This is a genomic window from Desulfomicrobium escambiense DSM 10707 (assembly GCF_000428825.1).
Lineage (GTDB): Bacteria > Desulfobacterota > Desulfovibrionia > Desulfovibrionales > Desulfomicrobiaceae > Desulfomicrobium > Desulfomicrobium escambiense.
This window is the reverse complement of sequence record NZ_AUAR01000004.1, coordinates 163,175-182,448: the sequence shown is the minus strand read 5'-3', so window position 1 is coordinate 182,448 and position 19,274 is coordinate 163,175. Positions and strand designations below refer to the sequence as shown.

General features: G+C 66.5%; 18 protein-coding genes. 10 read left to right on the top strand and 8 right to left on the bottom strand.

The features are described from left to right. Positions 1-26: 26 nt before the first annotated feature. From G394_RS0105220 to G394_RS0105205, 4 genes are read left to right on the top strand one after another with little or no spacing between them, the layout of a single operon-like run. Complete coding sequence (locus G394_RS0105220) at positions 27-1,196, top strand: BMP family lipoprotein (RefSeq protein ID WP_028576756.1); 1,170 nt, start codon at positions 27-29, stop codon at positions 1,194-1,196. A 1-nt stretch (position 1,197) separates the two neighbouring features. Then, positions 1,198-2,664, top strand: a complete 1,467-nt coding sequence (locus G394_RS0105215; RefSeq protein ID WP_028576755.1) for an ATP-binding cassette domain-containing protein — start codon at positions 1,198-1,200, stop codon at positions 2,662-2,664. Next, positions 2,654-3,694, top strand: coding sequence for an ABC transporter permease (locus G394_RS0105210; RefSeq protein WP_043774789.1), 1,041 nt, complete (start codon positions 2,654-2,656; stop codon positions 3,692-3,694). The genes G394_RS0105215 and G394_RS0105210 overlap by 11 nt, the downstream gene beginning before the upstream one ends. After that, positions 3,694-4,677 (top strand): ABC transporter permease, encoded by a 984-nt coding sequence (locus G394_RS0105205; RefSeq protein WP_028576753.1) that lies wholly within the window; start codon positions 3,694-3,696, stop codon positions 4,675-4,677. The genes G394_RS0105210 and G394_RS0105205 overlap by 1 nt, the downstream gene beginning before the upstream one ends. A 56-nt stretch (positions 4,678-4,733) precedes the next feature. Here G394_RS0105205 and G394_RS0105200 read toward each other — a convergent pair whose 3' ends face one another. Together G394_RS0105200 and G394_RS18065 are read right to left on the bottom strand one after the other, a co-directional pair. Continuing rightward, on the bottom strand, positions 4,734-5,417 hold the full coding sequence (locus G394_RS0105200; RefSeq protein ID WP_028576752.1) for a Crp/Fnr family transcriptional regulator: 684 nt from the start codon (positions 5,415-5,417) through the stop codon (positions 4,734-4,736). Between the two features lie 11 nt (positions 5,418-5,428). After that, a complete protein-coding gene (locus tag G394_RS18065; protein ID WP_043774784.1) occupies positions 5,429-6,133 on the bottom strand; it encodes a class I SAM-dependent methyltransferase in 705 nt (234 codons plus the stop codon). Positions 6,134-6,386: 253 nt separating this feature from the next. Between G394_RS18065 and G394_RS0105190 the strand changes: the two genes are divergently transcribed. Together G394_RS0105190 and G394_RS0105185 are read left to right on the top strand one after the other, a co-directional pair. Then, positions 6,387-7,547 (top strand): ATP-binding protein, encoded by a 1,161-nt coding sequence (locus G394_RS0105190; RefSeq protein WP_245578259.1) that lies wholly within the window; start codon positions 6,387-6,389, stop codon positions 7,545-7,547. A gap of 45 nt (positions 7,548-7,592) precedes the next feature. Beyond that, a complete protein-coding gene (locus tag G394_RS0105185) occupies positions 7,593-9,218 on the top strand; it encodes a fatty acid--CoA ligase (protein ID WP_028576750.1) in 1,626 nt (541 codons plus the stop codon). A 54-nt stretch (positions 9,219-9,272) separates the two neighbouring features. On the opposite strand, the gene G394_RS0105180 is transcribed toward G394_RS0105185, so the two are convergent. Then, positions 9,273-10,238, bottom strand: coding sequence for a GlxA family transcriptional regulator (locus G394_RS0105180; protein WP_028576749.1), 966 nt, complete (start codon positions 10,236-10,238; stop codon positions 9,273-9,275). A gap of 126 nt (positions 10,239-10,364) precedes the next feature. Between G394_RS0105180 and G394_RS0105175 the strand changes: the two genes are divergently transcribed. The 3 genes from G394_RS0105175 (at position 10,365) to G394_RS18060 (ending at position 13,008) form a co-directional block, all read left to right on the top strand. Then, complete coding sequence (locus tag G394_RS0105175) at positions 10,365-10,889, top strand: cysteine hydrolase family protein (RefSeq protein WP_028576748.1); 525 nt, start codon at positions 10,365-10,367, stop codon at positions 10,887-10,889. An 83-nt stretch (positions 10,890-10,972) separates the two neighbouring features. After that, positions 10,973-11,959 (top strand): zinc-dependent alcohol dehydrogenase family protein, encoded by a 987-nt coding sequence (locus tag G394_RS0105170; protein ID WP_028576747.1) that lies wholly within the window; start codon positions 10,973-10,975, stop codon positions 11,957-11,959. A gap of 83 nt (positions 11,960-12,042) precedes the next feature. Further along, a complete protein-coding gene (locus G394_RS18060) occupies positions 12,043-13,008 on the top strand; it encodes a zinc metalloprotease HtpX (RefSeq protein WP_084435358.1) in 966 nt (321 codons plus the stop codon). A gap of 99 nt (positions 13,009-13,107) precedes the next feature. On the opposite strand, the gene G394_RS0105160 is transcribed toward G394_RS18060, so the two are convergent. Continuing rightward, positions 13,108-13,941, bottom strand: coding sequence for a TIGR02285 family protein (locus G394_RS0105160; RefSeq protein WP_028576746.1), 834 nt, complete (start codon positions 13,939-13,941; stop codon positions 13,108-13,110). Positions 13,942-14,141: 200 nt separating this feature from the next. Here G394_RS0105160 and G394_RS0105155 point away from each other — a divergent pair, with 200 nt between their 5' ends. Then, positions 14,142-15,425 carry a 4Fe-4S dicluster domain-containing protein gene (locus G394_RS0105155; RefSeq protein WP_028576745.1) on the top strand — a complete coding sequence of 428 codons (1,284 nt, stop codon included), beginning with the start codon at positions 14,142-14,144 and terminating at the stop codon, positions 15,423-15,425. A gap of 119 nt (positions 15,426-15,544) precedes the next feature. Here G394_RS0105155 and G394_RS0105150 read toward each other — a convergent pair whose 3' ends face one another. The 4 genes from G394_RS0105150 to G394_RS0105135 all read right to left on the bottom strand — a co-directional run bounded on the left by G394_RS0105150 (position 15,545) and on the right by G394_RS0105135 (position 19,217). Beyond that, positions 15,545-15,916 carry a YidH family protein gene (locus tag G394_RS0105150; protein ID WP_028576744.1) on the bottom strand — a complete coding sequence of 124 codons (372 nt, stop codon included), beginning with the start codon at positions 15,914-15,916 and terminating at the stop codon, positions 15,545-15,547. A 21-nt stretch (positions 15,917-15,937) separates the two neighbouring features. Continuing rightward, a complete protein-coding gene (locus tag G394_RS0105145) occupies positions 15,938-17,041 on the bottom strand; it encodes a 6-phosphofructokinase (protein WP_028576743.1) in 1,104 nt (367 codons plus the stop codon). Between the two features lie 187 nt (positions 17,042-17,228). Next, positions 17,229-18,620: a Fic family protein gene (locus G394_RS0105140; protein ID WP_028576742.1), complete on the bottom strand. Its 1,392-nt coding sequence runs from the start codon at positions 18,618-18,620 to the stop codon at positions 17,229-17,231. 321 nt (positions 18,621-18,941) lie between these two features. Further along, entirely contained in the window at positions 18,942-19,217 is a 276-nt protein-coding gene (locus G394_RS0105135) for a DUF4242 domain-containing protein (protein ID WP_028576741.1), read from the bottom strand. Positions 19,218-19,274 lie beyond the last annotated feature (57 nt).

Sequence of the window (19,274 nt, the reverse complement as noted above, 5' to 3'; positions counted from 1 at the left end):
CGCGCCCGCACCCTTCGGAGGAAAACATGAAGCGTTTTCTGGTTTCCCTGGGGCTTTCGGCCCTGCTTCTGTGTCCGTCCATGGCCATGGCCAAGGACCTGACCATCGGCCTCATCCTGGTCGGCCCCTACAACGACAAGGGGTACAGCCAGGCCCAGTACGAGGGCGGCAAGTACGTCGAGGAGAAGCTCCCCGGCGCCAAGCTCATATACCTGGACAAGGTCAACCCGGCCGACCGTCCCGGCCTGACCATCCCGCAGGTCGTCGACGACCTGATCGAGAAGGGCGCGGACCTGATCATCGCCGGGTCCGACGACATGAAGGACGGCATCCGCGAGGCCGCCAGCCTGCATCCGGACAAGACCTTCATCCACGCCTCGGGCGACGACGTCCTGACCGGCAAGGCCCCGGCCAATCTGGGCAACCTTTTCGGGCGCATGGAGTACGGCAAGATGATGGCCGGCTTCTCCGCCGCCCTGACCTCCAAGACGGGCAAGATCGCCTACCTGGGCCCGCTGATCAACGAGGAAACCCGCCGCCTGGCCGCCTCCGCCTTCCTGGGCGCCCGCTACGCCTGGACAAAGGTGCTCGGCAAGAAGGCCGAAGACCTGCAGTTCAAGGTCAGCTGGATCGGCTTCTGGTTCAACATCCCCGGCGTGACCACGGACCCGACCCAGGTCGCCACGTCCTTCTTCGACGGCGGCTACGACGTGGTCATCTCCGGCATCGACACCCCCGAGGCCGTGACCGTGGCCCGTCAGAAGCGCGACCAGGGCCGCGACGCCTGGGCCATCCCCTACGACTACGCCAAGGCCTGCGAAGGCCAGGGCCCGACCTGCATCGGCGTGCCCTACTTCAACTGGGGCCCGGACTTCCTGCGCCAGGCCAAGGCCGTGCAGGGCGGCACGTGGAAGCAGGATTTCGAATGGGTCACCCCGCACTGGGCCGACATCAACGACCACGACGCCTCCATTGTCGGCTTCAAGGCCGGCGAAGGCCTGAGCGCCGAGAACAAGGCCAGGCTCGACGCCTTCGTCGCCGACCTCGGCGCCAAGAAGGTCAGCCTGTTCAAGGGCCCCCTCAACTTCCAGGACGGCTCCGTCTTCCTGAAGGACGGCCAGGAGGCCTCGGACGAGCAGGTCTGGTCCCTGCCGCAGCTGCTGCAGGGCATGGAAGGCCAGTCCAGCGCCAAGTAAGATGATCGTCCTCACCGACATCGGCAAACAGTACGGCCGGGTCCGGGCCAACGATTCCATCAGCCTGACCCTGGAACCCGGCCGCATCTACGCCCTGGTGGGAGAAAACGGGGCCGGTAAGAGCACGCTCATGCGCATCCTTGCCGGCCACACCGTGCCCGACGCCGGGACCATCACCGTGCGCGGCCGGTCCCACGCCAGGCTGACCCCGGCCCTGGCCGCCAGCCTGGGCGTGGGCATGCTCTACCAGGACCCTCTCGACTTCCCCGCCCTGCCCGTCTGGGAGAATTTCAGACTGGGCGGGACGGCCCGCACCAGGGACCAGGTGATCGACAAGCTGGGCGAGCTGTCCAACCACCTGGGCGTCTGCTTCCTGCCGGGCGAAGCCATCTCATCCCTGACCGTGGGCGAGCGCCAGCTGCTGGAACTCCTGCGCCTGCTGGACCTCGGCGCCACGACGCTCATCCTCGACGAACCCACCACCGGCATCACCCCCGAGCAGAAGCGCAGCCTCTTCGGCCTCCTGACCCGCCTGGCGCGGGAGGAGGACCACACGGTGGTGCTCGTGACCCACAAGCTCTCCGAAGCCCTGGAGATGGCCGACGCCATCTTCGTCATGCGCCAAGGCCGCCTCGTGTCCACGTTGGAAACGCCCTGCGGAGAGGACGAGCTGGTGCGCCTCATGTTCGGCGAGGCCGTGGACCGGGCCGGGGACGTCCCGCCCGTGTCCGCCCCGCAGACGCGCCGCATGGTCCTGGACCGGGCCGTCTTCGCCGGGCCGAAGTACCATCTGGGCCCCCTGGGCGTCTCTGCGGCCCCCGGCGAGATGATCGGCCTGGCCGGCCTCGACGGCAGCGGGCAGGAACTCTTCCTGCGCGGCCTGTGCGGCCTGGACCGCCTGGCCGAGGGCGCACTCGAGCTCGACGGCCGCCGGTTCGAGCGCAACGACTTCAAGGCGCTGCACAAAGCCGGCGTGCATTTCGTGCCGGCCGACCGCATGAGCCAGGCCCTCTTCCCGGACCTGTCCATCCGCGAGCACATTCTCCTGGCCTTCCCGGACCAGGCCGCGCGCCTGGAGGATTTCCGCCGGGAACAGTGCGAAGGCCGCTTCAACCTGCGCGCCCACCCCGACACCCCGGCCAAGTCCCTCTCCGGCGGCAACCAGCAGCGCCTGCTCCTGTCTCTGATCCCCGACGGAGCCCCGCTCCTGCTCATGGAACACCCCACGCGCGGCCTGGACGCGGGCTCGTCCCTGCAGGTCTGGGAACACCTGCGCGAACGCTGCCGGGACGGCGCGACGATCTTCTTCTTTTCCCCGGACCTGGATGAGGTCATCGAGCACAGCCACCGGGTCCTGGTCTTCTTCGACCGCATGCTCGTGGCCGACGTTCCCCGTTCGGCCGCGACCGTCGAAACCCTCGGCGCGCTGATGGCCGGCAAAAACCTGGAGTCCTGGCATGCAGCGTAGCGTCTGGATGGAACAGATCCTGTGGCTGCTGGCCGCCCTGGCCCTGGCCCTGGTCCTGACGGTCCTCGTGGCCCTGCCTTCGGGCGCGCCCCCCCTTGAAACCCTGCGCATCCTCGTGCTGGGCGGTCTGGGCTCCATGTCGAAGTTCGGCCAGGTGCTGACGGTCTTCGTGCCGCTCATGCTCTGCTCGGCCGGTCTGCTCGTGCCCTTCACGGCCCGGTTGTGGAACATCGGCATCGAGGGCCAGGTCGTGCTCGGGGCCGTCTTCTGCACGGGAGCGCTCATGCCCGTGGACCAGGGCGGGCCCGCGCACATCGCCATGGCCCTGGCGGCCGGCATGCTCGGCGGGGCGCTGTGGGCGCTGCTGGCCGGACTGCTGAAGACATGGGGGCGGGTGCACGAGATCTTTTCGGGTCTGGGCCTCAACTTCGTGGCCATGGGCCTGACCATCTGGCTCATCTTCGGACCCTGGAAACGCCCCGGAGTGGCCTCCATGAGCGGCACCGAGACCCTGGACGCCGGCCTGTGGCTGGACCGCATCGGCGGCCTGGCCGCCAGCTGGACGGCACTTGGCCTGGCCTGCGCGGCCATCTGCCTCGTGGCCGTACTGCTGACGCGCACCCAATGGGGCCTGGGGCTCAAGGCCGTCGGGCAGAACCCCAAGGCAGCCCGCCTCTTCGACCTGAGCCCCAGACGGCGCATGCTGCAGGCTTTCGCCCTGTGCGGCGCCCTGGGCGGCCTGGCCGGGGCCGTGCAGGTCCTGGGCGTCTACCACCGCCTGCTGCCGAGCATCTCCTCGGGCTACGGCTACACGGCCCTGCTGGTGGGCATGATGGCGTCCTTCCGCATCCTGCCCGTGCCCTTCATCTGCCTCTTCTTCGCCGTCCTGAACGTGGGCTCCATCCAGCTGCCCCTGCAGCTGAACCTGGACTCCTCCTTAAGCGGCGTCATCCAGGGCTTCATGGTCCTGTCCGTGTTCGTGACCCAGGGCCTGCGCGCCTGGCTCATCCGCCGCAGGGAGGGATGCTGATGCACGAGTTCGCCCTCGTCCTGGCCGGGATACTCCTGGCCGGCGCCCCGCTGGTCCTGGCGACCCTGGGCGAGACCATCACCGAGAAGGCCGGGGTCATCAACCTGTCCCTGGACGGCACCATGCTGCTCTCGGCCATGGCGGCCTTCGCCCTGGCATCGGCCACGGGCAGCCCCTGGACGGGCGCCCTGGGCGGCATGGCCGTGGGCGCGGCCGCGGCCGCCATCCTGGGCCTGACGAACATCTATCTCGGGCAGTCACAACTGGCCGTGGGCTTCATCCTGACCCTGCTGTGCCGCGACCTGGCCTATTTCCTGGGGCATTCCTACTCCCGCCAGCCCGGTCCGACCTTCGGCCTCTGGGGCATCCCCGGCCTGTCGGAGACGCCCGTGCTGGACGCCCTGCTCGGGCGGCAGTCGCCGGTGGTGGCCCTGAGCCTGGCGGCCATCGTGCTGTGCTGGTGGTGGATGTACAAGACGGTCGGCGGCATGCGCCTGCGGGCCGTGGGCGAATCGCCGCGGGCAGCCTTCGGCCGCGGCATCCGCGTGCGGCTGACCCGGCTCGCGGCCTGTCTGATCGGCGGGGCATTGGTCGGCTTGGCGGGAGCGGCCTATTCCCTGGCCGTGAAACCGGGCTGGGGGCGGCCCCAGGGCTGCGAAGGCGCGGGCTGGATCGCACTGGCCATCGTCATCTTCGGCGGCTGGCACCCGGTGCGGGCGGCCATCGGCGCCTATTTCTTCGCGGCACTGCAGGTTTCGGGCATCTACCTGCAGGAGCTCTTCCCATCGGTCCCGGCCCAGGTCTTCCAGGTGGCGCCCTTCCCGATGATGATCGTCACGCTCCTGGCCGTGAACATCGGCCGCGTGTCCATCGTGCAGGACTTCATGCGCCGCTACCCGTTCCTGAAACGCTTCTCGGGCAGCTGGCCCATCACGTCGCCTGCCGCGTTGGGCCAGGATTTTGACCCGAAGAAGGGGCTGTAACGGCGACGTCCTGAAAAGCGGGCCTCCGGTTTGGGCTTCGTATATCTCTCAGCCTTCTACAGCCGCATCTCTCCCTCGGCCAGGCTCTTGAGCCGCTCCATGTCCAGGATGCTGATCTCCTTGCCCTGGACCTCGATAAAGCCCTCCTGGCTGAGCTTCCCGAGCACGCGCGAGAGGGTCTCCTGGGACGTGCCTAGGATGTTCGACAGCACGCCCTTGGTCACGTTCAGCTTGACCCGGACCGAGACGGGCTTCAGGGACTGCTGGTGGACGAGGTAGGTAGCCAGGCGCTGGGGGATCTCCTTTAAAGACAGGTTCTCGATGAGGACCGTGAATTCCCGCAGGCGCCTGGACAGCACGGCCAGCATGTTCATGGCCAGGGACGGGCTCTCGCGGTAGAGTTCGATGAGCTTTTTGCGCGGGAAAAAGTAGAGTCCGGCCTTGCCCATGGCCTGGGCGTTGGCCGGATAGGTCATCCCGGCGAAGACGGGCACCTCGCCCACGGGGTCGCCGGGGCCAAGGATGTGCAGGATCTGTTCGCGACCGTCGAATGACATCTTGAAGACCTTCACCTGCCCACTGGCCACGACATAGAAGCCGACGCCCTCCCTGCCCTCCTGGAAGAGCATGTCGCCCTTGTCGAACTCGCGCAGCTCGCCGATGCCTTCCAGCCGCCGCAGCTCATCCTCGGGCAGACCCCTGAAGAGCGTGCTCTGCCCCATGATCGTCATGAAATCCATCCGTACCGTCCTTATCTGGTGAAAACGAAGATGTTGGCAGAGAACACGTCCGGGTCGAACCCACTGCCGGCGTAGTCCGAGACGTGCTCGACCAGGCGGAAGCCGCGCGCCTCGTGGCCGGCGACGATGTCGGCCGACGGCAGGGGATGCAGGCGCACCTGGTCGTCGAAGACCCGCCTGCCCTCGATGTCCAGGCCCGTGCGGAAGGTCAGGCCGTCGGGCGTGATGTCCTCGTAGGCGCGGTGAAAGACCGCCCCGTCCATGACCTTGGCCGGGAAGGTGAAGGCGGGCAGGCCCAGGACGTAATCCCAGTTCATGACCTGCACGATCCAGACGCCGCCGGGCATAAGCCTCGCGGCCACGTTCTCGACGCACCCCCAGAACCTGTCGCGGGACAGGTGGGCGGCCGTGTTGCCGATGGAGTAGATCATGTTCCAGGGCCCGCCGAGGGTCGGGAACTCCGCCATGTCCATGACATGGAACTCGGTCTCGGGCCCGCGCGTCCTGGCTTGGGAGATCATGGCCGGATCGAGGTCCACGCCCACGGCCCGGACTCCGTCGCGGGTGAAGGCCGCGCAGTAGTCGCCCGTGCCGCAACCCAGGTCCAGCACCGGCCCGCCCCGGTCGCCGAGATGATGGTTCAGAAAGGCGTAGACGCCCGGACTGAAGGGAAAAATGCGGTCGTACCACTCGGCGAACTTGGAATACATGGACATGGTGACCTCCTTGTGGTGAACGCGAATCAGAACATCCTGATATGTCCGACCCGCCCCGAGGTCCAGCCCGAAGGGGCTGAAACGCTGTGCCCGATCCTGGATGCCGGGCAAGGTGGATGAAAATCGTCCACTAAATGGTTGAAAATCGTCCATGAAATGGTTGATTTTCAACCACACAAACCATACATTGCCGTCCATGTACACACGCCATATCTCATCCAACATTCTGGAATCACTGACAGACACACCTGTCGTGCTTATCCGTGGTGCACGTCAGACCGGTAAAACGACCCTGGTTCGGGACCTGATTCCGGAGCACATCTCGTCGGAATATGTCACCCTGGACAACGCCACGGCGCTCTCGGCGGCTCAGAACGACCCGGCCGGGTTCATCGCGGGGATCGGTAAACCGGTCGTCATCGATGAGATTCAGAAAGCGCCGGTACTCCTGCCCGCCATCAAGGAGCATGTGGACCGGGACCGCACTCCCGGCAGCTTCATCCTGACCGGCTCCGCAGACATCATGGCCGGCCTGCGCGTGACCGACTCCCTGGCGGGCCGCATGGAACTCTTCGACCTGTGGCCCCTGTCCCGGGCGGAAATCCGGGGGTCAAACGCCAACCTCGTGGACGCCCTGTTCGGCCCGGACCTGGACTGGCCCGCGCCGACCGAGGCCGATGTCATGAACGCCGTACTCACGGGCGGCTACCCCGAAGTGCTGGCCAGAAGCGGCGAACGGCGCAGGCAGGCCTGGTTTTCCGCGTACGTGACCACCATCGTGGAGCGCGACGTGCGCGACATCTCGAGCATCCAGGACCTGACCGCCATGCCCCGCCTGCTCCAGCTCCTGGCCTCGCGCACCGGCCAGCTCCTGTCCTACGCCGACATCTCGCGCGGCCTGACCATCCCCCAGACGACGCTCAAACGCTACATGGCCATCCTGGAGGCCACGTTCCTCATCCGCGAACTGCCGGCCTGGGCCGTGAACATCGGCAAGAGGGTCACCAAGGCCTCGAAGCTCCTCTTCTCGGACACGGGTCTGGCCGCCCATCTGGCCGGGATGAACCCCGACCGGCTGACGCACGACCGACATGCCTTCGGACACCTCCTTGAAAATTTCGTGGTCTGCGAGATCGCCAAGCACGCGACATGGTCCCGCAGCAGGGTCGCCCTGAACCATTTCCGGTCCCACGCCGGCCAGGAGGTTGACCTCATCCTGGAAGACCCGGCCGGCAACATCGTCGGGGTGGAAATCAAGGCCTCGGCCTCGCCCACGGCGTCCGACTTCAAAGGCCTGCGGCTCCTGGCCCAGTCCTGCCCCGGAAAATTTCTGCGGGGCGTCGTCCTGCACCTCGGCCACGACACCGTCCCATTCGGAGAAAACCTCCATGCCCTGCCCATTGCGGGCATGTAGCGAAACGTAGCGTACCATCAACACGTCAGACATCAAAGGACAGCAATGAATCCGACTCAGCAGCTCCTCATCAAGAATATCCTCCAGGCCCCCATCCAGGACGATCCGAACCAGGAGATCGTCTACGCAGGAACTCTCCGCTTCACCTACGCGCAGTTCCGCGAGCGCGTGGCCCGTCTGGCCGCGGCCCTCATGGCCCAGGGCGTGGGTCCCGGCGACACCGTGGCCGTCATGGACTACGACAGCCACCGCTACCTGGAGTGCTACTTCGCCGTGCCCATGATCGGCGCGGTCCTGCACACCATCAACATCCGCCTCTCGCCGGAGCAGATGGTCTACACCATCGGACATGCCGAGGACGACGTCATCCTCGTCAATTCCGACTTCCTGCCCCTGCTGGAGCAGATTCGCGGTCGGCTCGACACTGTGGGGAAATTCATCCTGCTGACCGACGACGGGGACGCGCCCGCCACCTCCCTGCCCCTGGCCGGCGAGTACGAGGCGCTCCTGGCGGCAAGCGAACCCCTGGCCGACTTCCCGGACTTCGACGAGAACACCCGCGCCACGACCTTCTACACCACGGGCACCACGGGCCTGCCCAAGGGCGTCTTCTTCAGCCACCGCCAGCTCGTCCTGCACACCCTGGGCGGCCTCGCCGCCCTGGGCACCAACGCCACCCAGGGGCGCTTCCACCGCGAGGACGTGTACATGCCCATCACGCCCATGTTCCACGTCCACGCCTGGGGCATCCCCTACATGGCGACCATGCTCGGCGTGAAACAGGTCTATCCCGGCAGGTACGTACCCGAGGCGCTGGCCCGGCTCATCAGTGTCGAAAAAGTCACCTTCAGCCACTGCGTACCGACCATCCTGCACATGCTCCTGACGGACCCCAAGTGCGCGCAGTACGACCTGAGCGCCTGGCGCGTGGTCATCGGCGGCGCGGCCATGCCCAAAGCCGTCTGCGCCGCCGCTCTGGAGCGGGGCATCGACGCCTTCACGGGCTACGGCATGTCCGAGACCTGCCCCATCCTGAGCCTGTCCCATCTGTCGGACACCGAACTGCAGCTCGACCGCGAGACGCAAATCGCCCTGCGCACCCGCACGGGCAAGGCCCTGCCCATGGTGCGGCTGCGCCTGGTGGACGACGAGGGGCTGGAAGTCCCGAACGACGACAAGACGCCCGGCGCCCTGCAGGTCCGCACGCCCTGGCTGACGGCCTCCTACCTGAAGGACGAGAGCAACTCCAAGCGGCTGTGGACCGACGGCTGGCTGAACACCGGCGACGTGGCCTGCCGCAACGCCGAAGGCAGCCTGCGCATCACGGACCGCACCAAGGACGTCATCAAGGTCGGCGGCGAGTGGGTCAGTTCCCTGGAGATGGAGGACATCATCCTGCAGCACCCCGACGTGGCCGAGGCCGCAGTCATCGGACGGCCCGACCTGCGCTGGGGCGAGACGCCGCTGGCGCTGGTGGTTCCCAAGCCCGGCGCCGCCCCCCAGGAGAAGGAAATCGTCCAGCACGTCAAGGGTTTCGTGGACAGGGGCGTGCTGCCCAAGGAGGCGGTGCTGTTGCGGGCGCGCCTGGTGGGGGCCATCGCCCGCACCAGCGTGGGCAAGACCAACAAGGTGGCCATGCGCGAACTATACCTGAAGGACATCGAGGACTAGACGCACTGCGAGCTTACGTCCGGGGGCCTTCCTGCTGCGCAGGGAGGCCCTTTGTCATTCCGGACCGCCGGACAGGCCGAAACGCCGCCTGTACGCGCCCGGCGAGAGCCCCGTGAGTTCCCGGAAAGCCTTGAAAAAGGCCGTGGCGTCGGCATATCCCACCATGGACGAGATTTCGCCCGTCGACTCGCCGCCCGTTTCCAGCAGGCGCTTGGCCCGCTCAATGCGCACGGCCTGCAGATATTGGGCGGGGGTGCGGCCCACGGCCCTGCGGAAGCGTCGCAGCAGGGTCCGCCCGGTCAGGTGCGCGGCCGCAGCCACTTCGCCGATCCTCACGGGCCGGGCGTGGTTGTCCTCGATCCAGCGCCGCGCCACCGCCACGGCCTCGTCCCCGGCGGAAGGCAGGGGCAGCAGGCTCATGTACGGGGTCTGACGGAGCCTGCCGGGGTCGAGAAGAAGCGTCCTGGCGCAGGACAAGGCCGCCTCCGGCGATATGTGGCGGGCGACGAGGTGCAGGGCCAGATCGAAGTAGGCCGTCACGCCGCCGGCGCAAACGTAGTCACCGCCGTCCACGAGCATGCGGTCCGGCTCCAGGGCCACGTCGGGGTAACGGGCGGCGAAGACCTGCGCCAAGCCCCAGTGGGTGGTGGCCGGACGCCCCCGGAGTATGCCTGCCTCGGCCAGGAAGAACACGCCCGCGCAGGCACCGCAGGCCACGGCCCCGGAAGCGTGCGCCCGGCCGACCCACGAAACCGTTGCCGCATCCGGTTCCGTCAGGCCGAAGGCCGGCGGGACATAGACGATGTCCCACTGCCGCAGACCCGCCCCAGCGTCGCCGAGGGCGGCGTCCGCCTGCAGCAGGGCGCCGGCGAAACAGCGCACCGGGGCGCCGTCGGCGCTCAGCACGGCGGTCTCGAACACCTCCCGTCCAGAGGCCAGATTGGCCACGGCCAGCGTATCGGAAAAACCGTGCACGCCCGAGGCGAGGCAGGAGTCGTAGGCCAGGATTCCCACACGCATATGCCCTCCCGATTGTCGATTTAGACAATTTTTTTGTCCAAACAGACCATTCCGTCAAGCCTTTCCAGCCACTATGTTTCCTGCATGCGCGGCGAAGGTCGCCGTGCCGAAACCCGGGAGGCATCCATGAACGCATCGCACAAGGCCCTCATCGTCATCGACCTGCAGAACGACTATTTTCCGGGCGGGGCTTTTCCCCTCTGGAACGCCGCCGCGACCCTCGGCAACGTCCTGGGCGCCATGAGCAAGGCGCGGGAGGCCGGGATGCCTGTCATCCTCGTGCAGCACGTGGCCGACGCCGCCAGAGGCCTCGCGCCGTTCTTCAACGCCGGCACCACGGGCGTGGAGCTGCACCCGGATGTCAGGGCGGCGGCGCCGGACGCCCGGGTCGTGATCAAGGTGAACGCGGACGCCTTCCTCGGAACGGAACTGGAGGGGATTCTGAAGGCGTGCGGAACGGAGGAGATTCTCGTCTGCGGCATGATGACTCAGAACTGCGTGACCCACACGGCCATCTCCAAGGCGGCGGAAAAGTACCGGGTGTCGATCCTTGCGGACTGCTGCACCACGGTCAGCGAGATGATCCACCTCATCGCCCTGAACGCCCTGGCCCCCAGGGTCGCGGTGATCGCTGCGGCTGAGGCGCTGTGACCGGACCCGTCGGGCATGAAAAACACTTTCTCTGCGCCGTCGTTTGGGGGTAACGTGCCTGCAACATGACATGGGAGGTTACCATGAAAGCGCAACTCCTGCATACATACGGCGAAACGCCTGATTTCCGCCCGGGCGAAATCGGCGCGCCGGCCCTGAAACCCGGCCACGTGCTCGTGCGGGTGGCCGCCACAAGCGTGAACCCCATCGACATCAAGATGCGGGTCATGCAACCGGCTTTCGCACCGGCCCTGCCCGCCGTTCTGGGCATGGACGTGGCCGGCGTGGTGGAGGCCGTAGGAGAAGGCGTGGAAGATCTTTGGCCCGGCGACGAGGTCTTCGGCTGCGCCGGGGGCATCGCCGACCTCCCCGGAGCCCTGGCCGAGTTCATGCTCTGCGACGCGCGGCTGCTGGCCCCAAAGCCGACGAACCTGACCATGGAAGAGGCGGCCTCCCTGCCGCTTGTGACCATCACCGCCTGGCAGGCCCTCTTCGACCGTGCGCGGATCACGCCTGGACAGTTCGTGCTCGTCCACGCCGGGGCCGGGGGCGTGGGGCATGTGGCCGTGCAGTTGGCCAAGGCCGCGGGAGCCCGCGTGGCGACCACCGTGTCGTCGACGCAAAAGGCAAACCTGGCCAGGGAGTTGGGCGCGGACAAGGTCATCGACTACCGCCAGGAGAAGCCCGAGGCTTACGTGGCCAGGCTTACGGACGGCAGGGGGTTCGACATCGTCTTCGACACCGTGGGAGGGACAAACCTGGACGCGTCCTTCGCCGCGGCGGCGCCGGGGGGCGCCGTGGTCTCCACCAACACGCGCTCCACCCACGACCTCTCGCCCATGCACGCCAAGAGCCTGAGCCTGTCCGTTGTCTTCATGCTCCTGCCTCTGCTCACCGGCCAGGGGCGCGAGGCCCACGGCGAAATCATGCGTCAGGCCGCGAAGCTGGCCGCCGGGGGCAGGCTGCGCCCACATCTCGGACACACGCTCTCCTGGCGGGACATCGCCAAGGCCCACGATCTCGTGGCCGCAGGCCGGACCATGGGCAAGGTCGCGGTGCGGATCGACTGACGGCGGCTGGGCGTCCCCTTGTTCCGGGCGGGATCGTGCTTATGAAAATCCGTTGACCGGCAACCCAAGCAACGGAGAGCCCCATGCGCACCCCATCCATCGATCCCGTCCGCTTCTCCTCCCACCGCGGCCTGAACCGCTTCCAGACCCTGCTCCTGCTCGGCCTCATGACGGGCTACGCCGGCTTCGTCGGCTGGATGCTCTGGGGGCCCGACGGCCTGTGGTTTCTCGTGATCTGGGGCGCGTTCCTGCTCATCTTCTCCCCGCGGCTCTCGGCCCGCTGGGTGCTCAGGATGTACGGCGCCCGCCCCGTTTCCCCGGCCCAGGCGCCAGAATACCATCAAGCCCTGTCCGTGCTGTCCGGCCGCGTCGGCCTCCCGAATCCGCCGTCCCTGTGGTGGGTGCCGAGCCCCATGGTCAACGCCTTCGCCGTCGGCAGCCGCGACGCGTCGGTCATCGCCGTGACCGACGGCCTGCTGCGCACCCTCTCCCCGCGCGAGCTCGTCGCGGTGCTGGCCCACGAGACGGCCCACATCGCCCACGGCGACCTCTTCGTCATGGGCCTGGCCGACGTCATCTCGCGCATCACCTCGGCCATGAGCTTCGTGGGCCTCGTGCTCATCTTCCTCTCTCTGCCCCAGGCCCTGGCCGGCGGCGACGTGGACTGGTGGCCCCTCATCCTCCTGGCCGCAGCGCCGCAGGTCAGCCTCCTGGCCCAGCTCGGCCTGTCCCGCACCCGCGAATTCGACGCCGACCTGACCGCCGCCCGCCTGACCGACGACCCCGACGGGCTGGCCTCGGCCCTGCTCAAGCTGGAACGGGTCCAGAACGGCTTTCTACGGCGCATTTTCTTCCCGGGCCGGGGCCTGCCCGAACCGTCCTGGCTGCGCACCCACCCGACCACGGAGGAACGCGTCAGGCGCCTGCGCGACCTGCGGCCGGAACGGACGCCAGGCGCCTGGGGCGGCTATTCCTTCGAACCGCCCTCCTTCCCCCACGTCCGCCTGCGGCAGCGGCCGCGCGGGGGCTGGTGGGGATACTGGTACTGACGTGTGGGATGCCGGCAAGGTGCTGGCAGCGATCCATGTCTGGATTGACGGCGTGAAAAGGCCCGGACCTACGGCACGAGGCCGCGGTCGGCAGGAAACTCATTTGGCGAGCAGAAATTCGTCGTACATGGCCCGGTAGTCCTCGACGGCCCCGGCGGGAAGCCAGCGTTCGAAGGCCTGCCTGTACTCCTGCGTGCCCCGATGACGCTGCAGCACGGCGTTGACCCGGACGATCATGTCCGATCCCCAGGCGGTGCGCGGCGCGGCGATGCGGCCGACGACCGGGACCAGCGCCTCCTTCAGGGGGACGAGGGCGATGTCGCGCTCCCGGCCTTTCATGCGGGCCACGTACGTGGCTTCGAAGGGGTAGGCCAGCACCCCGTCCACCCTGCCCCGCAGGAGCATGTCCAGCAGGCTGCCGAGCAGGTTGGAGCCCGTGTGGGCCACGATGCGGGGCTGGTCGGGCGCGGTCCGCAGCACGGTATCCACCTCGGGGCCGTAGGACCTGTCCACGGCCACGCCCAGGACCTTCCTGGCCACGAATTCCCGGAGAGCAACCCGGCCGCCCTGAGCGTTGCCCGCATCGTCGGCCCTGACCACGAGGCAGGCCGGCGGAACGAGCACGCATGGAATCGAATACTGCATGCAGGCATCCCGCTCCGGGTTGGGGATGATCCCCACCGCCAGAACCTTCTCCCCTTTTTGCATCCAATTCATGGTCCGGCTCAGGTTGGCGGTCAGGACATGATGGTCCAGGTCGGGCATCTCGCAGCGCATGAGGCCGTGGATCATGTCCGACGGCCCCTGCCCGGCGTACGGCCCGTCGACGATGCGCAACGGGGGGAAATCCGCGTGCATCCAGGTCACGGCGTTGGCTGCGACCTCGGCTGCCGGACACGCCCATGGCAGGCCGAGGCAGACGAGGAGGAGCATTGTTTTGCATAAATTCGACAACATACAAGAAATGTAAGACAAAACCGCGTAAACTTCAACATTGTTGCCGCCTGTATGACATTCGCGTTCCACGCGAGAGGGGGACACAAGCTGCAACTCCCGGCCAGAATTGCCGAATTTTCGCTTTATTCGGCGGCTCGACAGGCTTATGGTTCGGAAAATTTCACGGAGGAGCCGCCATGTCGCACCACTCGCACCGCTCCGGCTACGCGGAGCTCACCGAACGCCTGAACCGCTGTCCCCAGGGCGCCCCGCCATCGACGTCCCTGCACAAGATCCTGAAGATCCTCTTTTCCGAGCGTGAGGCCGAACTCATCGCCCTGCTGCCCATCAAACCCTTCACGCCCGAGAAGGCGGCCGAAGTCTGGAAGATGGACCTGACGCAAACCCGGAACATTCTCGACGACCTCGCGGGGCGGGCCATGCTCGTGGACATCGTGGCCGAAGACGGAAGCACTACCTACGTCCTGCCCCCGCCCATGGCCGGGTTCTTCGAGTTCTCCATGATGCGTACGCGCGGCGACATCGACCAGAAAGCCCTGGCCGAGCTCTTCTACCAGTACCTGAACGTCGAGGAGGACTTTGTCCGCGCCCTCTTCGCCGACGGCGAGACGCAGCTCGGCCGCGTCTTCGTGCAGGAGCCAATGCTCTCGGCCGAAAACGCCGTGCATGTGCTCGACTACGAACGGGCCAGCGAGGTCATCCGCACGGCCTCCCACCGGGCCATCAGCACCTGCTACTGCCGCCACAAGATGCAGCACGTGGGCCGCGACTGCGACGCACCCAAGGACATCTGCATGACTTTCAACACCTCGGCCGCATCCCTGTCCCGCCACGGCCACGCCCGACCCGTGGACACGGCCGAGTGCCTGGACCTGCTGGACCAGGCGCAGGAACACGGGCTGGTGCAGTTCGGAGAGAACGTGCGCGAGCGGGTCAACTTCATCTGCAACTGCTGCGGCTGCTGCTGCGAGGCCATGATCGCGGCCCGCAAGTTCGGCAGCCTCCACCCCGTGCACACCACGAACTTTCTGCCCAAGGTGGACGAGAACGCCTGCACCGGCTGCGGCAAGTGCGCGGCCGCCTGTCCCGTGGAGGCCATGGGCGTGGTTTCGGCCAACGACCCGCGCCAGCCCAAGCGCAAGAAGGCCCGCGTGGACGAGAACATCTGCCTGGGTTGCGGCGTATGCGTGCGCGCCTGCCCGGACAAGGCCCTGTCCCTCAAGCCGCGGGAGAAGCGCATCATCACGCCGCTCAACTCCGTGCACCGCACCGTGGTCATGGCCCTGGAGCGCGGCAAGCTCCAGCACCTCATCTTCGACAACCGCGTCCTCTGGAACCACCGCGCCCTGGCCGCAGTGCTGGGCGTGATCCTGAAACTCCCGCCCATCAAGCAGGCCATGGCCACGAACCAGGTCAAATCGCGGTTCATGGAATATCTGGTGCGCAAGTTTCCGGTCTGACGATGCACGCACGACGCCGGACGGCCGACCCGGGAAGTTCCCGGGCCGGCCGTCCGTTTTCAAATATCGCGGTTACGCTCTGCACAGCGCGGCCTCCGGCCCTGCGGCCGGCCTTCAACTCAGAGCACGCCGAGAAAAAGATATCCGCACAGCATAACGCCCATGAATCCCACAACCACGTTGATGGCCATGGCCGCGCGGGTGTTGTAGCCGACAGGGATGTCCATCTCGTGCAGGGAGGCCAGGAAATGCCTGTGCTGGAGCACGGAATAGATTTCGACGAAGGCGCCGAGCAGGATGAAGCCCATGCCGCCGATGAAGGACAGGTGCCGCTGGGCCCCGAGCACGCCCTGCACGCCCAGGATCTGCATGTAGAGGCCGAAGCGCTCGACGACGAATCCGAAGGCCATGAGTGAGATGCCCGTCCTGTTCCAGGAGAAGAGCGTGCGCTCCGCGGCGAAGAGCACGCGCGGGTCCGTCTGTCCGGTCATGATGTCCTCCTTGGGGTCCGGCTACATGGCTCCGCGGCCCAGGTTCACGCCCGTGGCCTCGGCCGTGCGGATGAGCTGGTGGTCCAGGGGCACGGTGCGGCACAGCCCGGCCAGTTCCGAGAGGGGCACGAGCACGATGTCCGGCGTCTTCAGGGCCACCATGGTCCCGAACTCGCCGCGCGCCGCCGCGTCCACGGCCGCGGCGCCCAGGCGCGTGCCGAGCACCCGGTCGAAGGCCGTGGGCGAGCCACCGCGCTGGATGTGACCCAGGACCGTGGTCCGCACTTCGAGGGGAATGCGCTCCCGGATCTGGTTGGCCAGGTGGAAGCCGATGCCGCCCAACTGCTCCACACCCTGCAGGCGGCTGGCGGCCGTGCCCTGGGTGATGCGCTCCCCGCCCTCCTCGCGGGCCCCTTCGGCCACCATGATGATGCTGAACGGGCTCTTGCCGCGGATGCGGTACTGGATCTTGGTCACCACGTTGTCGAGGTTGTAGGGGATCTCGGGAATGAGAATGATGTGCGCGCCCCCGGCCAGCCCCGACTCCAGGGCGATCCAGCCGGCGTTGCGGCCCATGACTTCGAGGATCATGACCCGGTCGTGGCTGCGCCCGGTGGTGTGCAGCCGGTCCATGGCGTCACAGGCCACCTGCACGGCCGTCTGGAAGCCGAAGGTGTAGTCCGTGCCTTCGAGGTCGTTGTCGATGGTCTTGGGGATGCCGACCACGGGCATGCCCATCTGCTGAAACTTGTGGGCCAGTTCCAGGGTGCCCTCGCCGCCGACCACGAACAGGCAGTCGAGGCCCAGCATCCTGAAGGTATCCATGGCCTGCTCGGACAGGTCGCTGACCGTGATCTGCCCTTCCTCGTCGAACTCGCGGTAGGCGAAGGGGTTGCCCTTGTTGGTCGTGCCCAGGATGGTCCCGCCCAGGGTCAGGATGTCCTTGGTGTTCCCGGTGGTCAGCTTCATGGTGTGGCCGAAGATGAGGCCGTCGAAACCGTTTTCGAGACCCAGCACCTCGGCGCCGTACTGGATGATGGCCGTACGGGTCACGGCCCGGATGACGGCGTTGAGGCCGGAACAGTCGCCCCCGCCGGTCAGAATACCCACTCGCTTCAAAGCCATGATCCCTCCTGGAAAATGCGATGATTACATGACATTGCCCCTACATCGGGTCGTCCCACACGTCCATCTCCGGCGTCGGAAGCCCGACACGAGTCGTGATGGGACGTATGGAAACGCATCCGCAGCACGGCATTGATCATGCTATCGGCCGATGTCCGTTCCCGCGAAACCCTGAACAGGGTCTCGGTCATGGCAGCCTTCTCGCAACCTGCCAGGCCTCGAATTCAGAAAGCCGGAGCCGGTACCGCGCCAGAATTCCCGGATGGAGCCGCTTCAATTCATCCTGCACCATTTCGACAAAGGCTTCGCGGTCCCGTATCCCTACCCTGTCAGCCGCGAACCGCTCCACAGCCGGCAACACGTCGTTACGTCCGGTCCGCACGAGACCTGCGACCAGCTCCCGCAATTCCTGCCGATACCGGAGCCGGATCGGATCAGGGTCCGCCAGGCTCTTGCGCACGGCCACATATTCCCGTGCGGAGCGCTCATAGGCCCAGACAAAAAGGTCGCGGAGCAGTTCGATGCGGTTCATTTCGTACACGCCCAGAATCGCGTCCACATACGTCCTGTCCGGCACGTCGATGAACGTCAGGGGCGACAGGTTGCTCTTGATCAGCGGGATGTTGGCGCCGAGGCGGGAGACCCGCTTGTTCACGTCTTCGAACGGCTGCAGGTACGGGATGTGAACCAGCACGAAGAACGCCTGTTCGAAAGGGTCCACGATGGCCGCAGCCTTGCCGAGAATGGCGTGGAAGCACTCCGTGACGACCTGGGGCAAGGCCAGGGGTACGAAGACGGACCCGCCGAAATGCACGGGCCGGGTGCGCAGGCGTCCAGATGCTTCCGGGTCGGACATCAGGTTCTCGGACAAAAGCCCATGCAGGCTGAGAAAGGTCTGCGCGTCGAAACCCACTAAATCCGCCTCGTCCAACAGCAGTTCGATGGCCGCCTTGTGGTTCAGGATCATCTGGGCATCCTGGGCATCCTTGCCTTCGGCCTGGCGACCGAACTCGATCAGGTTGCGCGTTTCGAGACGAGAATACGTGTTGCCCTCCAGGCGGCTCGAGGCCCAGGAAAGGTCGATCAGCAGCCGGTTCAGAATCGCCCGGCCATGCGTCCCCGCCGGCCTGTCGAACGCGCCCGTGTCGCCGATGCGCCGCAGATGCCGCCTGGCGACTTCGCCCAGGTACCAGGTTGAATTCGGGACATAGTCATCGAGAAAGTTCCGCTCATACCCGACCGGGTTCCGGCCGGCTCGCGGGCGCCGGATGTAGGCCAGAATCTCCCTGCCTTCCTCGGACAGGGGGATGCTGGCCTCGGCGTCGGCCTCGGCGCTGGACAGCCCAGACTCCGCCTGCTGGCCGAACGCGGCCGCGGCGCTCAGGCTGTACACGGTGGCCCGGCCTTGACCGGTAACCGCCAGAAGGCCACTCTCCCTGAGTTCGGCCAGCCAGCGCTGGACTGTGCGCGGATGCGGAGGATCGTTCAGAGCTTCCCGAATGCCGGTACTGGTCAGCCCCCCGGTATGATGCAGCAGAATTTCGCGGATTTCCGCCTTTCGCTGTGTGGAAATAGGCATGGTTGGGCCTTGCCGTGGTGAAAAGTGACAAATCGCGACATCATGCATGTCGCGATTTGTCGTGATTGGCAAGAAATATGTCGCGATTTAAGCGGCGAACGGCGCTTTTTGAACGGGAACGAACGGTGAGCGCCAATCATGACAGGCACATCTTCCAGAAGGAAGAACGCTCCACCAAACAAGAAGCTGAACGCTGCAATCGATGGACCGCGCCTTGAGGGTCCAGAGGACACGCAGTCCCGGAAACGTCGAGGACCTGCCGACATGATGCCGGCAGGCCCTCTGATTTTGATCTGTCGATCGAGGTTCCGGACCCGCGCCTTACCCTTCGGACGTCGTCGGGTCGATGATGGTCTTGACCTCGGTCACGCTGTTGGCAGGGAAGCCGCCGCGGGTGGCGTGCTCGCGTACGGCCGCCTCGTTCTCGGCGATGTAGACGCAGTAGATCTTGTCCGGCGTGACAAAGCTCTCCACCCACTGGATGGACGGGCCCATCTCCCTGAGCACGCCGCAGGAATGCTGGGAAATGCCCTTCAGGGTCTCGGCGGACATGCTGCCCGCGCCGGGAATCTCGCGCTCGATGATGTACTTCGGCATACAGTCTCCTTCCGGTTAGAGGACCGTGGCGGGTAAATGCGGGTCATACCGCCACAG

What these genes read in the sequence shown, in the direction of transcription:
- G394_RS18065 (WP_043774784.1), bottom strand. Translation starts at nt 6,133, where the DNA reads ATGTCCATGTATTCCAAGTTCGCCGAGTGGTACGACCGCATTTTTCCC.
- G394_RS0105200 (WP_028576752.1), bottom strand. Translation starts at nt 5,417, where the DNA reads ATGGATTTCATGACGATCATGGGGCAGAGCACGCTCTTCAGGGGTCTG.
- G394_RS0105155 (WP_028576745.1), top strand. Translation starts at nt 14,142, where the DNA reads ATGTCGCACCACTCGCACCGCTCCGGCTACGCGGAGCTCACCGAACGC.
- G394_RS0105160 (WP_028576746.1), bottom strand. Translation starts at nt 13,941, where the DNA reads ATGCTCCTCCTCGTCTGCCTCGGCCTGCCATGGGCGTGTCCGGCAGCC.
- G394_RS0105220 (WP_028576756.1), top strand. Translation starts at nt 27, where the DNA reads ATGAAGCGTTTTCTGGTTTCCCTGGGGCTTTCGGCCCTGCTTCTGTGT.
- G394_RS0105185 (WP_028576750.1), top strand. Translation starts at nt 7,593, where the DNA reads ATGAATCCGACTCAGCAGCTCCTCATCAAGAATATCCTCCAGGCCCCC.
- G394_RS0105205 (WP_028576753.1), top strand. Translation starts at nt 3,694, where the DNA reads ATGCACGAGTTCGCCCTCGTCCTGGCCGGGATACTCCTGGCCGGCGCC.
- G394_RS0105210 (WP_043774789.1), top strand. Translation starts at nt 2,654, where the DNA reads ATGCAGCGTAGCGTCTGGATGGAACAGATCCTGTGGCTGCTGGCCGCC.
- G394_RS0105215 (WP_028576755.1), top strand. Translation starts at nt 1,198, where the DNA reads ATGATCGTCCTCACCGACATCGGCAAACAGTACGGCCGGGTCCGGGCC.
- G394_RS0105145 (WP_028576743.1), bottom strand. Translation starts at nt 17,041, where the DNA reads ATGGCTTTGAAGCGAGTGGGTATTCTGACCGGCGGGGGCGACTGTTCC.
- G394_RS0105140 (WP_028576742.1), bottom strand. Translation starts at nt 18,620, where the DNA reads ATGCCTATTTCCACACAGCGAAAGGCGGAAATCCGCGAAATTCTGCTG.
- G394_RS0105175 (WP_028576748.1), top strand. Translation starts at nt 10,365, where the DNA reads ATGAACGCATCGCACAAGGCCCTCATCGTCATCGACCTGCAGAACGAC.
- G394_RS0105180 (WP_028576749.1), bottom strand. Translation starts at nt 10,238, where the DNA reads ATGCGTGTGGGAATCCTGGCCTACGACTCCTGCCTCGCCTCGGGCGTG.
- G394_RS0105150 (WP_028576744.1), bottom strand. Translation starts at nt 15,916, where the DNA reads ATGACCGGACAGACGGACCCGCGCGTGCTCTTCGCCGCGGAGCGCACG.
- G394_RS0105135 (WP_028576741.1), bottom strand. Translation starts at nt 19,217, where the DNA reads ATGCCGAAGTACATCATCGAGCGCGAGATTCCCGGCGCGGGCAGCATG.
- G394_RS0105170 (WP_028576747.1), top strand. Translation starts at nt 10,973, where the DNA reads ATGAAAGCGCAACTCCTGCATACATACGGCGAAACGCCTGATTTCCGC.
- G394_RS18060 (WP_084435358.1), top strand. Translation starts at nt 12,043, where the DNA reads ATGCGCACCCCATCCATCGATCCCGTCCGCTTCTCCTCCCACCGCGGC.